At 65.0% G+C, this 16625-nt stretch carries 2 protein-coding genes (1 of these 2 cut by a window edge); both read left to right on the forward strand.

Going from position 1 to position 16625, the window contains the following annotated elements:
- Positions 1–15278, forward strand: the 3' portion of a protein-coding gene (locus tag AC5Y42_RS09810) for a non-ribosomal peptide synthase/polyketide synthase (RefSeq protein ID WP_499897726.1). Its footprint begins 11953 nt before the window's first position; the window shows 15278 of its 27231 coding nt (coding positions 11954–27231); its start codon lies off the left edge, out of view; its stop codon occupies positions 15276–15278.
- Between the two features lie 19 nt (positions 15279–15297).
- Positions 15298–16563, forward strand: a complete 1266-nt coding sequence (locus AC5Y42_RS09815) for a glycosyltransferase (protein WP_499897727.1) — start codon at positions 15298–15300, stop codon at positions 16561–16563.
- Positions 16564–16625 lie beyond the last annotated feature (62 nt).

Raw genomic sequence — 16625 nt, forward strand, 5'->3', positions numbered from 1 at the left:
GAGACCTGGTGTGGTGGGGCGTCGATGGCCAGCTTCGGTATGTCGGGCGTGCTGACCAGCAGGTGAAGATCCGCGGGTATCGAATCGAACTCGGTGAGGTTCAGGCAGCGCTGGCAGGCGTGGACGGCGTGGAGCACGCGGTAGTGATCGCCCGCGAGGATCGCCACGGTGACAAGCGCCTGGTGGGCTATGTCACCGGGACAGCCGATCCCGCCGGGCTGCGTAGCAGGCTGGCCGAACGGCTACCGGCCTATATGGTCCCGGCCGCGGTAGTGGCGCTGGAAGCGCTGCCGCTGACCCCCAACGGCAAACTCGACAAGCGGGCTTTGCCCGCACCGGACTACCAAGATGGCGATCGCTATCGAGCTCCTGCCAACGCCATCGAAGAGATCCTGGCCGGCATCTACGCCCAGGTCCTCGGGCTCGCGCGGGTGGGGGTCGACGACTCATTCTTCGAACTGGGCGGGGATTCGCTGTCCGCCATGCGTCTGATCGCGGCGGTCAATGCCGGCCTGAATGCCGGCCTTGTCGTTCGGACCGTGTTCGAGGCGCCCACGATTGCCCAGTTGGCGCTCCGTGTCGGCGGTGGTACGGGTCGACGTGAGCCGTTAGTCGCTGGCCCGCGGCCCGCGGTGGTCCCATTGTCGTTCGCCCAAAACCGGTTGTGGTTCTTGGAGCAGTTGCAGGGGCCGTCACCGATTTACAACATGCCCGTCGCGTTGCGGATCAGCGGGGCGTTGGATGTCGAGGCCTTGGCTGCGGCGCTGGGTGATGTGGTGGGCCGCCATGAGAGTCTGCGCACACTGTTCGTCGCGGTTGAGGGCCTCCCTCAGCAGATGGTGGTCCCGGTTGAGCGGGCCGAGGTGGGTTGGGACGTCGTTGATGCCAGCGGTTGGTCGGCGGAGCGGCTGGCTGAGGCCGTCGACGCCGCGGTCCGTTATACTTTCGACCTGGCCACCGAGATCCCGTTGCGCGCATGGCTTTTCCGGGTTGCCGATGATGAGTGCGTGTTGGTAGCGGTGGCCCATCACATCGCCGCGGACGGCTGGTCGACCACCCCGTTGGTGCGTGATCTGGGAGTGGCGTACGCCAGCCGATCTGTCGGGCAGGCCCCGGGCTGGGTGCCGCTACCGGTGCAGTATGCCGATTACACGCTGTGGCAGCGCGAACAGCTGGGGGACTTCAACGATCCCGACAGCCCCGTCGCCGCGCAGTTGGCCTACTGGCAAGAGAACTTGGCGGGGCTGCCCGAGCGGCTGCAGTTGCCCACCGATCGGCCCTACCCTCCGGTGGCTGATCAGCGGGGCGCCAGTGTGGCCGTGGATTGGCCGGCGCAGCTGCAGCAGCAGATCGCCCGGGTAGCCGGTGAGCACAACGCGACCAGTTTCATGGTGGTGCAGGCCGCGCTAGCGGTGTTGTTGTCCAAGCTGAGCGCCAGTTCTGATGTGGCGGTTGGCTTCCCGATCGCCGGGCGTGGCGACCCCGCGCTCGATGACCTGGTGGGCTTTTTCGTCAACACATTGGTGTTGCGGGTCGATCTATCCGGTGATCCCACCGTCGGTGAGCTACTTACCCAAATTCGATCGCGCAGCCTGGCCGCCTACGAACACCAAGATGTGCCCTTCGAGGTGCTCGTCGAGCGGCTCAACCCCGTCCGAAGCCTGGCCCATCACCCGTTGGTGCAAGTGTTGTTGGCCTGGCAGAATCTGCCTGCGCAGAACGCCGAGCCGGCCGTCAAGTCGAGTTTTGGCGATCTGCAGGTCGCCCCGCTGTCGGCTGATACCCACACTGCGCGAATGGATCTGGCGATTTCTCTGGCTGAGCGCTGGGATGATACCGGTGAGCCCACCGGGATCCGAGGGGGCGTGGAATTTCGGACCGACGTGTTCGATCCCGCCAGCATCGAGGCGCTGATCGAGCGGTTAGAGCGGGTTTTGGTGGCAATCACCGTCGACCCGGCGCGAGCACTTTCGTCGGTAGATCTGCTTGATCACGACGAGCGTGCCCATTTGGATCGGTGGGGCAACCGGGCGGTGTTGAGCCGGCCGGCGACGCCGGTGTCGATACCGGAATTGTTCGCCGGGCAGGTAGCCCGCGCTGCCGATGCGATGGCGATCAGCTGCGGTGAGGTGTCGTGGACCTATCGTGAACTTGACGAGACCTCAAACCAGTTGGCGCACTTGCTGTCTGGCCAAGGCGTCGGGCCGGGGGAGTGCGTTGCGCTGCTATTGCCGCGGTCGGCTGAGGCCATCGTGGCGATTCTGGCGGTGCTGAAAAGCGGGGCAGCCTATTTGCCGATCGACCCGACAGTGCCGACAGCCAGGATTGGGTTCGTGCTCGACGATGCCGCGCCGATCGTCGCGATCAGCACGGCGGCGCTGCGGTCGCTGCTGGACGGACACAACGTGCTCGTCATCGACGTCGATGACCTTGCTGTTCAGGGCCAACCGAGCACGGCACTGCCGACACCGAAACCCGATGACATCGCCCACATCATCTACACCTCGGGGACCACCGGTGTGCCGAAGGGGGTGGGAATTACCCACCACAACGTGACCCAGTTGTCGGACTCGCTCAATGCCGGCCTGCCGCCCGGACAGGTATGGACGCAGTGTCACTCCTTCGCCTTTGACTTTTCGGTGTGGGAGATCTGGGGTGCGTTGCTGCACGGTGGGCGGCTAGTGGTGGTCCCTGAGTCGGTGGCCGGCTCACCAGATGACTTCCAGGACCTACTGATCGGCGAAGGGGTCAGCGTGTTGACCCAAACCCCGTCGGCGGTGGGGGTGCTCTCGCCGGAGAGGTTGGAGTCAGTGGCCTTGCTGGTTGGCGGTGAGGCTTGTCCTACTGACGTGGTGGATCGGTGGGCGCCGGGCCGCGTGATGATCAACGCCTACGGTCCGACCGAGATCACGGTGTACGCGGCGATGAGTGCGCCATTGAGGCCGGGGTCGGATGTGGTGCCGATCGGCGCGCCGGCGGCGGGGGCGGCGCTGTTTGTGCTCGACGGCTGGTTGCATCAGGTACCTGCCGGTGTGGTCGGCGAGTTGTATGTGGCGGGCTCCGGAGTGGGCTGCGGATATATGGGTCGGTCCGGGTTGACTGCCTCGCGGTTCGTGGCCTGCCCGTTCGAAGGTTTCGGGACGCGGATGTATCGCACCGGGGACCTGGCGCGGTGGGGTGCCGACGGGCAGTTGCAATATTTCGGGCGCGCTGACGAACAGGTCAAGATACGCGGGTATCGCATCGAACTCGGTGAGATCGAGGAGGTGCTGGCGACCCAACCCGGAGTGGAGCAGGCGGTGGTGGTTGCCCGCGAGGACCGCCCCGGTGATATGCGCCTGGTGGGTTATGTCACCGGCACAGCAGACCCCATTGAGTTACGTGCACGATTGGCTGAGCGGCTGCCGGCCTACATGATTCCTGCGGCGATGGTGGCACTGGACACTCTGCCGTTGACCTCCAATGGCAAATTGGACATCCGCGCGCTGCCGGTACCGGAATACACCGCGACGCAGTATCGCGCTCCGGAGACCCCCACCGAAGAAGTCTTGGCCGACATCTACGCCGAGATCCTCGGACTCGAACGAGTCGGGGTTGATGACTCATTCTTCGACCTGGGCGGGAACTCGCTGTCGGCAATGCGCCTGGTGGCGGCGGTTAATGCTGCTCTGGAAGCCGGACTTTCGGTGCGGGCGGTGTTTGAGGCGCCCACGGTTGCCCAGTTGGCCCCGCGGGTGGCCGGGGGTGGGGTTCGGCGTATGCCGTTGGTGGCCGTTGAGCGGCCGGCGAGGGTTCCGTTGTCGTTTGCTCAAAACCGGTTGTGGTTCCTCGACCAGTTGGAGGGGCCTTCGCCGGTCTACAACATGCCGGTGGCGTTGCGGTTGAGCGGGGCGCTGAACGTTGAGGCGTTGGCTGCGGCGCTAGCCGATGTGGTGGGCCGACACGAGAGCTTGCGCACCTTGTATGGGGCGGTCGAGGGGATACCGCAGCAGATGGTGGTGCCGGCCGAGCTCGCCCACTTTGGTTGGGACGTCGTCGATGCCAGCGGTTGGCCGGCAGAGCGGCTGGGTGAGGTGGTCGCGGCAGCAGTGCGATACACCTTCGACCTCGCTACCGAGATCCCTTTGCGGGCAACGCTTTTCCGAATCAGCGATGATGAGCATGTGTGGGTGGCGGTGGCTCACCATATCGCTGCCGACGGCTGGTCGGTGAGCCCGCTGGTGCGTGATCTGGGTGTGGCTTATGCCAGTCGGTGTGCCGGTCAGGCGCCTGGCTGGGCGCCGCTTCCGGTGCAGTATGTCGATTACACGTTGTGGCAGCGCGAGCAGTTGGGGGATCTTGAGGATCCCGACAGCCCGATCGCTGCGCAGTTGGCCTACTGGCAGCAGGCGTTGGCGGGGTTGCCCGAGCGGCTGCAGTTGCCCACCGATCGGCCTTACCCGCCGGTGGCTGATTACCGGGGTGCCAGTGTGGTCGTGGATTGGCCGGCGCAGCTGCAGCAGCAGATTGCCCGGATCGCTGGTGAGCACCAGGCGACCAGTTTCATGGTGGTGCAGGCCGCGTTGGCGGTGTTGTTGTCCAAGCTGAGCGCCAGTTCTGATGTGGCGGTAGGGTTCCCGATCGCCGGGCGCAGTGACCCGGCACTAGATGAATTGGTGGGTTTTTTCGTCAACACCTTGGTTTTGAGGATTGACCTATCCGGTGATCCCACCGCCGTTGAGCTGCTGGCCCAGGTGCGCACGCGCAGTCTGGCCGCTTACGAGCATCAAGACGTGCCCTTTGAGGTGCTGGTGGAGCGGCTCAACCCCACCCGAAGCCTGACTCATCACCCGCTGATCCAGGTGTTGTTGGCCTGGCAGAACCTTCCCGGGCGTGACAATAACGCCGCCGCCCAGCCGGGCTTGGGTGACGTGCAGGTTAGCCCCCTGACAGCGGACACCCAGACCGCCCGCATGGACCTGACATTCTCGTTGGCCGAGCGATGGACCGAGGCCGGTGAACCCGCCGGGATTGGCGGTGTAGTCGAGTTCCGCACCGACGTGTTCGACACCGTCAGCATCCAGACGCTCATCCACCGACTGGAGCGGTTGTTATCAGCGATCACCGTCGAGCCCATGCGGCGGCTGTCGTCGATCGATCTGCTCGATGAGGGTGACCATGCCCGGCTCGATGAGTGGGGCAACCGGGCGGTCCTGGCTGCACCGCCGGTCGCGGCAGTGTCGATTCCGGTGTTGTTCGCCGCACAGGTGGCGCGCACACCCAACGCGATGGCGGTGACATTCGAGGACCGGTCAATGACGTACCGGGAACTCGATGAGGCCGCAAACCGGTTGGCGCGCGTTCTGGTCGCTCACGGGGTGGGGGCAGGCGAGGTTGTGGCGCTGCTGGTTCCCCGGTCGGCTCGGGCGATCGTCGCGATTTTGGCGGTGCTCAAGACGGGGGCGGCTTATCTGCCGATCGAGCCGACGCTGCCGACGGCGCGGATCGAGTTCATGCTCGCCGACGCCGCGCCTATCGCCGCGATCACCACTGTTGACTTGGCCGATCGACTGGACGGCCATGAGCTGTTGATTATCGATGTCGACGATTCCGCGGTGGACAGTCAACCCGGCACCGCGGTGCCGCCGCCGGCGCCCGAGGACATCGCCTACCTCATCTACACCTCGGGTACGACGGGCGTACCCAAAGGGGTTGCCGTCAGCCACCACAACGTCATCCAGTTGTTGGAGTCACTGGGTGCATATCTGCCGACGGCGGGCGTGTGGACGCAGTGCCACACCTATGGGTTCGACTCGTCGGTCTGGGAGATCTGGAGCCCGCTATTACACGGTGGGCGAGTGGTGGTGGTGTCCGACTCCGTGACACGCTCGCCGGAAGCCTTCCACGCCTTGCTAATCGCTGAACGTGTCAGCGTGCTTACCCAGACGCCCTCGGCGGTGGCAATGCTCTCCGCTGAGGGTTTGGATTCGTTGGCGTTGGTGGTGGCGGGTGAGAGCTGCCCGGCTGAAGTGGTGGATCGGTGGGCTCCCGAGCGGGTGATGGTCAACGCCTATGGCCCGACCGAGACGACGATGGTTGTGATGCTGAGTGCGCCGTTGACGGCCGGGTCGGGGGCACCGCCGATCGGCTCGCCGGTGCCCGGCGCGGCGTTGTTTGTGCTGGATGGGTGGTTCCGTCCAGCGCCGGATGGGGTGGTCGGTGAGCTGTATGTGGCCGGTGCCGGGCTGACATATGGGTATGTGGGCCGGACCGGGTTGACGGCGTCGCGGTTTGTGGCGTGCCCATTCGGGGGGTCTGGAACACGGATGTATCGCACCGGGGACTTGGTGTGGTGGGGTGCTGATGGGCAGCTGCGGTATGCGGGCCGCGCCGATGAGCAGGTCAAGATCCGCGGGTATCGCATCGAACTCGGCGAAATCCAGACGGTGTTGGCCGGACTCGACGGGGTGGGCCAGGCGGCGGTAATCGCCCGCGAAGACCGCCCCGGTGACAAGCGGCTGGTGGGTTATGTCACCGGCACAACGGATCCGGCCGAGGTGCGTACGCGACTGGCCGAGCGGCTTCCGGCGTATATGGTCCCGGCCGCGGTAGTGGCAATCGACACCTTGCCGTTGACTCCCAACGGCAAACTCGACACGCGGGCCTTGCCGGCACCGGATTATCAGGACGCCGACGCTTACCGCGGCCCGACCAACCCCACCGAGGAGATTTTAGCCAGCATCTATGCCCGGGTGTTGGGGCTGGAGCGGGTCGGGGTCGACGACTCGTTCTTCGACTTGGGCGGGGATTCACTGTCCGCAATGCGCCTGATCGCGGCGATCAACACCGACCTGGATGCCGGGATTGCGGTGCGCAGCGTGTTCGAGGCGCCCACGGTTGCCCAGTTGGCGCCGCGTATCGCTGCGGGCGGTAGCCGGCGCAAGCCGTTGGTGGCAGGCCCACGGCCGACGAGGGTGCCGTTGTCGTTCGCGCAGAGCCGGTTGTGGTTCCTCAACCGGTTCGAGGGCGGGGTGGCGACCTACAACATGCCGAGTGCTTTACGGATCAGTGGGCCGTTGGATGTGGAGGCGCTAGGGGCGGCGCTCGATGATGTGATCGCGCGCCACGAATCGCTGCGCACCGTGTTTCCCGACGTTGACGGTGTGCCGTTCCAGCAGGTGTTGCCGTCTCAGGCAGACATGTGGTGGCACGCCGACGCGGCGGTGGTGTCGGTGCCCGAGCAGGATGTGGTCGGCGAGTTGGTGGCGTTGGCGGGGTATCGGTTTGATCTGTCGAACGAGATCCCGATGCGCGCGCAGATCTATGCGCTGGGTCCTGAGCAGCATGTGGTGGGGATTGTGGTGCACCACATCGCGTTTGACGGCTGGTCACTGGCGCCGATGGTCAGGGATATCGCCGAGGCGTATCGGGCGCGGCTACAGGGCCGGGCACCGGATTGGGCGCCGTTGGCGGTGCAGTATGCCGATTACACACTGTGGCAACAGGACTGGCTTGGTTCGGAGTCTGATCCCGACAGTGTGATCGCTGCGCAGTTGGCCTACTGGCGACAAGAGTTGGCGGATCTGCCCGAGGTGGTATCGCTGCCGACGGATCGGCCCCGCCCGCCGGTGCCCAGTTACCGCGGTGACGAAATCGAGGTGCGCATCGACCCGCCGGCGTGGGCGGGGGTCAAGGCGCTGGCGGCAGCGCATAATGCGACGGCTTCGATGGTGTTGCAGGCGGTGTTGGCGGTGGTGTTGCACCGGGCCGGGGCCGGTGAAGACGTGGCAATGGGCACGCCGATCGCCGGACGGTTGGATCAGGCGCTCGATGATCTGGTCGGGTTCTTCGTCAACACCTGGGTGCTGCGGGTGGGGGTCACCTCTTCGCAGCGGTTCAGCGAGGTGCTCGAGCAGGTGCGCCTTAAGGCGCTGGATGCCTACAGCAACCAGGATGTGCCGTTCGAGCGGCTGGTCGAGCAACTCAACCCGGTGCGCTCCACCGCGCATAATCCATTGTTTCAAGTGCTCATGGCCTTCCAGAACAATGTGCGCCCAGACGCGGTGGCGCTCGACGGGGTCAGCGCCGAGATGCTGGGGGCGGGGGCCACCACCCGCACCGCAAAGTTCGATCTGGATTTCGAGTTGGGTGAGGTGCCCAGCGAGGATTCGGGCGCGCCGATGGCCATCGGGGTGGTGTCGTATGCCACCGATTTGTTTGACCGGGCCACCGTCGAGCGGGTGGTCAGCTGGTTTGGCCGGGTGATCGAGGCGGTGGTGGCCGACGCCGCGGTGGTGGTGGGCGAGATTTCGTTCCTGGATCACGGTGAGCGTGATTTGGTGCTCTCGGGGTGGTCAGGTGTTGGGGTGCGGGCGCCGGTGGGGACGGCGGCGCAGTTGTTGGCTGCGGCGGTGGCCGCCGACCCGGATGCGGTGGCGGTGCTCGATGGTAGCCGGGCGGTGTCGTATGGCGAGCTTGATGCGTGGTCGACGCGGTTGGCGCGGGTACTGATCGAGGCGGGGGTGGGTCCAGAGCGCGCGGTGGGCGTGGCGATGGATCGGTGTGTGGAGTTGGTGGTGGCCTGGTGGGCGGTGGTCAAGGCCGGTGGGGTGTATGTGCCGCTGGATCGGTCCCATCCGGTCGAGCGGATCGCCGCGGTGTTGGACGCGGTGGCGGCGGTGTGTGTGTTGAGTTGCGGCGCCGACACGGTGGCCGGGGCCGGGGCGCGCCCGGTGCTGCGCATCGACGGCCTGGATGTGTCGGGGCGTTGCGCGGATCCGATCACCGACGCTGATCGGCTGGCGCCGCTGGGGGCGGACAACACTGCCTATGTGGTCTTCACCTCGGGGTCTACCGGGGTGCCCAAAGGGGTGGCGGTCAGCCACGCCGGTCTGCTGGCGGTGGCCGCGCAACACGCAGCGTTCGGGTTGGGCGCCGGTGCACGGACGTTGATGGTGGCCGCGCCGACCTTTGATGTGTCGATCGGCGAGCTGTTGTTGGCAATCGGCGCGGGGGCGGCGTTGGTGGTGGTGCCGCCCCAGGCGTACGCCGGGGAGGCGTTGACCGCGTTACTGCAGAACCAGCAGGTCAGCGCGGCCGTATTGACCCCGACGGTGCTGGCGACGCTGGATCGGACCCGGCTAGACGGGATGGACACGCTGATCGTCACAGGGGAAGCCTGCGCCGGAGAGTTGGTGGCCGCCTGGGCGCCGGGTCGGCGGATGTTCAATGGCTACGGTCCTTCCGAGACCACGATCTGGGTTACCTGTGCGCCGCTGGTGGCAGGGCAGCCGGTCATGATCGGTGCCCCCATCTCGGGAGTGTGCGCGCTGGTGCTCGACGCGCGGCTGCACCCGGCGCCGATCGGAGTGGTCGGCGAGCTGTATCTAGGAGGGCCGGCGCTGGCGCACGGCTATGTGGGCCGGCCGGAGTTGACCGCGGACCGGTTCGTGGCCAACCCCACCGGAGGTGCTGGGGCGCGGATGTATCGCACCGGGGATCTGGTGCGCTGGCGTGCTGATGGGCAGCTGGAGTATTTGGGCCGCGCCGATGCGCAGGTCAAGCTGCGCGGGCAACGTATCGAGTTGGGTGAAATCGAGAATACCTTGCTGGCGTGCCCACAAGTCATCCAGGCCGCCGCCGCCATGCACCGGAGCGCCACTGGCTCACATCTGGTTGCCTACATCACTCTGGCGCAGACCGCTACCACCGACCATGACGCCGAAGCGGTCGGACAATGGCAACACCTCTATGACGAGTTGTATGGCGCCGAGGTGGAGGCGCCGGGATTCGGCATGGATTTCCGGGGCTGGAACAGCAGCTACACCGGCGATCCGATTCCGCTCGAGGAGATGGTCGAGTGGCGAGCGACCACGGTTGATCGGATCCTGTGCCTGCAACCGGCACGGGTGTTGGAGATCGGCGCGGGTTCGGGGCTGGTGTTGTCTCAGGTCGCCCCACACTGCGAGCACTATGTCGGCACCGATATGTCGGCGCCGGCGATCGAGGGCTTGCAGGCAGCGGTGGCCGCACAGTCGTGGGGTGAGCGGGTGGAATTGCTGTGCCGTCCCGCGCACGTCGTCGACGCGCTGCCGCAGGGTTATTTCGACACCATCATTTTGAACTCGGTTATCCAGTACTTTCCCAACGCCGCATATCTGGTCGACGTCATTGATAACGCCATCGAGCTGTTGGCTCCGGGCGGGACGTTGTTCCTCGGTGATGTGCGTAACCACGCTTTGCATGGCGCGTTGCAGACCGGGGTGGCGTTGGCACGCACTGACAATGACGATGCCGACGGGATTCGCCAACGCGCCCAGCGCGCTATGCTCGGTGAGACCGAATTGCTGCTAGCCCCGGAGTTTTTCACCACCTGGGCCGGCCAGCATGCTTCGGTGGCCGGAGTTGACCTCGAAGTCAAACGCGGGGTGGCCGACAACGAGCTGACCTGGCATCGCTACGACGTCGTCATCCACACAGCTCCCACGCCGGTGCGTTCCCTGGCCGGCGCAGTTACCTGGGCATGGAATGATTGCGTCGGGTTGGGCGGATTGCAGGACCGGTTGGCATCCCAACAACCGGACGCGGTTCGCGTCACCGGTATTCCGCGCGCCGGGCTGATCGGCGAGGCCTGCATCGAAGCCGGTTTGGCCGCCGGGGTGTCGCTGGCCGACGCGCTCACCGAGGCCGCGACGACCGCCGATGGCGTTGTGCCCGAAGCGTTGTACCGCCTCGGTGAGACCACCGGATACCGCGTGGCCGTCACTTGGGGCACACGCCCGGGCATGCTGGATGCGGTTTTCATCACGCTCACCGACGCTGAGCAGCACATCGCACTGACCGACCTCTACGTGCCGGTAGCCGAGGCCCAGCAGCGCGCCACCTACGCCAACGATCCGCAGACCGATACCAAGATCGGCGAGGTGCGTCAGCAATTGGGTGCGTGGTTGCCCGACTACATGGTGCCATCGCAGATTGTGGTGCTCGACGAGTTCCCGTTGACCTCCTCAGGCAAGATCGACCGTAAAGCGCTGCGGGCGCCGGTGTTTGCAGCCGCTGTCTTTAGGGCGCCGCAGACCCAGACCGAAAAGATCATCGCCGAGGTCTTCGCCGAGGTGTTAGGCACGGCCCGCGTCGGACTCGACGACGATTTCTTCGCCCTGGGTGGAGATTCGCTCAGGGCTACCCGAGTCAGCTCGCGGCTGCAACTAGCACTTGGCCGGGAAGTGCCGGTGCGGTATGTGTTTGACGCTTCGACCGTCGCCGAGCTGGCCGAGTATCTGCACCACTATCGTGGCGGCCCCGCCCGCCCGCCTCTGCAAGCGGTGGAGCGCCCACCCCGAATCCCGTTGTCTTATGCGCAAAGCCGGTTGTGGTTCCTCGACCAATTGCAGGGGCCCACACCGATCTACAACATGCCCGTAGCGTTACGGCTGCGTGGGCCGCTGGATGCCGAAGCATTGGGTGCGGCGCTGGCCGATGTGCTTGTCCGACACGAGAGCCTGCGCTCGCTTTTCCCAGCGGTCGACGGTATACCCCAGCAGGTGGTGGTGCCCGCGGAGCAAGCCGACTTCGGGTGGGACATCGTCGATGCCACCGGTTGGCCGCCGGACCGGCTGGGCCAGACTATCGCCGCGGCCGTCGGCCACACCTTCGACCTGGCGAGCGAGATCCCATTGCGGGCAACCCTTTTCCGGGTCGGCGAGGACGAGCATGTGCTGGTGGCGGTGGCGCACCACATCGCCGCCGACGGCTGGTCGGTCGCCCCGCTGGTACGTGATCTGGGCGTAGCCTACGCCAGCCGAAGTGCGGGGCAAGCCCCCGGATGGGCGCCGTTAACGGCGCAATACGTCGACTACACACTGTGGCAACGTGATCACCTCGGTGAGCTCGACGATCCCGACAGCCCCATCGCCGCGCAGCTGGCCTACTGGCAGCAAGCGCTGGCCGGTGTGCCCGAGCGTCTGCAATTGCCCACCGATCGGCCCTACCCACCGGTGGCGGATTACCGGGGCGCCAGTGTGGCGATCGATTGGCCGGCCGAGCTGCAGCAGCAGGTTGCCCGAGTGGCCGACCAGTACCACGCGTCCAGTTTTATGGTGATCCAGGCCGCCCTGATGGCGCTGCTCGCTAAGCTCTGCGCCAGCAGTGATGTGGCCGTCGGCATCGCGATCGCCGGACGTGGCGACCCCGCACTCGACGAACTCGTGGGTTTTTTCGTCAACACCTTGGTACTAAGGGTCGATCTGGCCGGTGATCCCACCGTCGGCGAGCTGCTGGCCCAGGTGCGAGCCCGCAGTCTGGCCGCCTACGAGCACCAAGACGTGCCCTTCGAGGTGCTCGTCGAGCGGCTAAACCCCACCCGAAGCCTGACCCATCAGCCGCTGGTTCAGGTGATGATGGCGTGGCAGAACCTGGCCGGCCATGCCAACAACCTCGGCGCCGAGCAGACCTTGGGGGATCTGCAGGTCGCCCCGCTGTCGGCGGAAACCCACACTGCCCGCATGGATCTGACGTTTTCGTTGGGGGAGCGGTGGAGCGAAGCTGGTGAGCCCGCCGGGATCGGCGGGATGGTCGAATTTCGTACCGACGTGTTCGACGCGGCCAGCATCCAAGCGCTCATCGAGCGCTGGCAGCGGATGTTGGTGGCCATCACCGCAGACCCGACCCGGCCGTTGTCATCGGTCGATCTGCTCGATGCTGGTGAGCACCTCCGCTTGGATGGATGGGGTAATCGAGCGGTGTTGAGCGCGCCTCCGGTGTCTGGGGTGTCGATTCCGGTGTTGTTTGGTGCGCAGGTGGCTCGTGCGCCGGAGGCGGTAGCGCTCAGCTTTGCGGACCGTTCGATGACGTATCGGCAGCTCGATGAGGCGTCTAATCAGTTGGCGCATTTGTTGGCTGGCCATGGTGCGAGTCCGGGCCAGCATGTGGCGCTGCTGTTTTCGCGGTCGGCCGAGGCGGTCGTGGCGATTTTGGCGGTGCTTAAAACCGGAGCGGCATATTTGCCGATCGATCCGATGCATCCTGACGCGCGCATCGAGTTCTTGCTCAACGACGCTGCGCCCGTCGCGGCGCTCACCACTAGTGGGTTGGCCGAACGGCTCGAGGGCCGCGGGCTGCTGGTCATCGATATCAACGACACGCGCATCGGCACCCAACCCAGTACGGGCGTACCGGCGCCGGCGGCCGACGACATCGCCTACATCCTCTACACCTCGGGCACCACCGGTGCGCCCAAAGGAGTGGCTGTCCCCCACAGCAATGTCACCCAACTGCTGGAGTCGCTGGACACCGATCTGGAGCTGTCGGGGCAGGTGTGGACGCAGAGTCATTCCTTGGCCTTCGACTACTCGGTGTGGGAGATCTGGGGTGCGCTGTTGTACGGTGGGCGGCTGGTCGTGGTGCCCGAAGAGGTGTCCCGCTCGCCAGAAGACTTGCATGCGTTGCTGATTCGTGAACAGGTCAGCGTATTAAGCCAGACACCATCTGCGTTTTATGCATTGCAGATTGTCGATGCGCAATCGCCAGAGCTGGCAGATCAGCTCAAGCTTGAGACGGTGGTGTTTGGCGGTGAAGCGCTCGACCCGCAACGTCTTGGCATGTGGCTGGGCCAGCACCCGGGATCCCCGCGGCTGATCAACATGTATGGCATTACCGAGACGACGGTGCATGCCTCGTTTAGGCCGATTGTTGACGCCGACGTCGAGCGCAGTGTCAGTCCCATTGGGAGGCCGTTGGCCCATCTTGGCTTTTTCGTGCTGGACAGTTGGTTACAGCCAGTGCCGGTCGGGGTGGTTGGTGAGTTGTATGTGGCCGGTGGCGGGCTGGCGTGTGGGTATGTGGGCCGGGCGGGCTTGACATCGTCGCGGTTTGCGGCATCTCCGTTTGGCGGGCCCGGAACACGGATGTATCGCACCGGAGATTTGGTGCGTTGGCGTGCCGATGGGCAACTGGACTATGTGGGGCGTGCTGACGAGCAGGTCAAGATCCGCGGGTACCGCATCGAACTTGGTGAAGTCCAGGCGGCGCTGGCCGGGCTGGACGGGGTGGGTCAGGCGGTGGTGATCGCCCGCGAGGACCGTCCCGGTGATAAGCGGTTGGTGGGTTATGTCGCCGGCACAGCTGATCCGGTCATGGTGCGCAGCGCGCTGGCCGAGCGGCTGCCGGCGTATATGGTTCCCGCCGCGGTGGTGGCCTTGGAGGAGCTGCCGCTGACCCCCAACGGCAAACTCGACATTCGCGCGCTACCGGCACCGGAATACCAAGACCGCGGCCGTTATCGCGCCCCCGCCACCCCCACCGAGGAGATCCTGGCCGGCATTTACGCGGAGGTACTCGGCCTCGAGCGCGTCGGCGTCGACGACTCATTCTTCGACTTGGGGGGGGATTCACTTTCGGCGATGCGGGTGATCGCCGCCATCAAGTCACGCCTCGACGCCCACGTCGCAGTGCGCACCTTGTTCCACGCTCCGTCCGTGACAAGTCTGAGCCAGCATTTGGCTAGCCACGCTGACGACGCGGAGATAGTTCCTGTTGAGGTCCTCAAGGAGGGCACCGGTGTTCCGCTGTTCTGCATTCACCCCGGGGGCGGGGTGAGTTGGCCATATCAGACGCTGGGTAACTACGTGGACTGTGCCCTCATCGGAATTCAACGAATCCTGCAACCCGAAGAAGCTGAACCCCGCTCAATTCGCGATATGGCGAGAAACTATGCCGACAGAATCCAGACGGCTTACCCCAACGGACCCTACAACGTTCTCGGCTGGTCTTTTGGAGGTGTCGTCGCTCACGAACTTGCAATCGAGCTTCAGCGACGCGGATGCGCAATCAGCAACATTATTCTTCTCGACGCTCAGCCCTGTGTCGACATCAGCGACACCCAGAAGAACCAAACCATCGACGAAGCGCAGATACTGGAAGAAGCCTTGCGGTTCAACGGCATAGACATCCCAGAACAGGATGGTCCGCTTACCTACGAACGGATAGAAGAACTGCTTCGCGAGCTGGGAGTCGTAGAATTCCCTCGTTACAAAAAACTTCTGGATTTCCTTATTCAAAACATGAACAGCAGCATGGCGCTGCAACGAGCTCACGAGCCGGGCGTTTTCGACGGCGATATAACTATATTTTCTGCTCAGTGGGATGAGGGCGACCGCAGTCTGTCTCTGCGGCAAAGTTGGCGCCCTTACGTCACTGGCGACATCACGACGTATCCGGTCGACTGCTCTCATGAAGTCATGTTGACTGCCGAATCGCTGAGCCTGTATGGCCAACAACTCAAATTTTCATTGGAAACGTGAGTGAAAGGCTGGAATCGCGATGATATTTGTGCTGGCATGCTACGGAACCCGTGGCGATGTCGAGCCCGGTGTCGCTGTTGGCCGTGAGCTGCTGCGCCGAGGGCACGAAGTACGCATGGCGGTCCCGCCCGACCTGGTTGGCTTCGCCGAAGCGGCGGGGCTTCCGGCGGTCGGCTATGCGCTGGACACGCAGACGTGGATGGACGTGCACCGCGACTTGTGGACGCGTCTCTTCCGCCGCTTCTGGAGGATCCAGGAGCTGAACAGATTGCGGCGCGAACTTTGGGAACTGGTTAGCCAGTGCTGGGGAGAGGCGAGCACGACACTGACGTCGCTGGCCGACGGTGCCGACCTACTAGTCACCGGCCAGAGTTTGGAGGAGCCCGCGGCGAACGTCGCGGAGTATCACGGCATTCCGTTAACGTCGCTGCATTACGCCCCGTCGAGGGCCCACGGGCAGCTCACTCCAATGCTGCCGTCATTGGGACGCTCGGTAATGGCTTTGAACCTGCGGCTGTTTTGGCGCATGACGAAGAAGGTCGAGGACGCCCAGCGCAACGAATTGGGCCTCCCGAAGACACGGAGATCCACATCGCAGCGGATCGCCGAGCGCGGGTCGCTGGAAATCCAAGCCTACGACGAGGTTTGCTTTCCCGGGTTGGCGGCCGAATGGGCGAAATGGAACGGGCAACGGCCGCATGTCGGTGCGTTGACAATGGAGTTGCCGACGGATGGCGACGACGAGGTCGCGTCGTGGATTGCGGCGGGAACGCCGCCGATTTACTTCGGGTTTGGCAGCGTACCGGTCGAATCCGCCGCAGACACGGTCGCCATGATCGGCGCGGCCTGTGCGCAACTAGGCGAGCGGGCCTTGGTTTGCTCTGGCGGGTCTGACGTTGGCGACATCCCCCATTCCGAACACGTCAAAATTGTGGGGGCGATGAACCATGCAGCCGCCTTCCCGGCATGCCGCGCGGTCGTGCACCACGGCGGCGCGGGCACCACGGCCGCGGGCCTGCGCGCTGGAGTCCCCACGTTGATCCTCTGGACGGCGGCCGATCAGCCGCAATGGGGAATGCAGATCAAACGACTGAAGCTGGGCACCGCCCGGCGCTTTTCGAGCACTACCCCGCAAACGCTGGCCGAGGACCTGCGCACCATCCTCGCCCCGCAATACGCGGCCCGCGCCCGTGAGTTCGCCACCCGGATGACGAAGCCCGCCGAAAGCGTTGCAGCCGCCGCTGATCTTATGGAAAACGGCGCCCGCCTCAGGAGCGTTGGCTGATGGGCGAAAGCAGGCCGTCGAGACGGCCACGCTCGGATTGGGAGCCTGCTCGATGAACTCCG

The organism is Mycobacterium sp. NGS48 (assembly GCF_059812585.1).

Excerpts from the sequence above, each read along its gene's own strand:
- AC5Y42_RS09815 (WP_499897727.1), top strand. The coding sequence starts at position 15,298 with ATGATATTTGTGCTGGCATGCTACGGAACCCGTGGCGATGTCGAGCCC.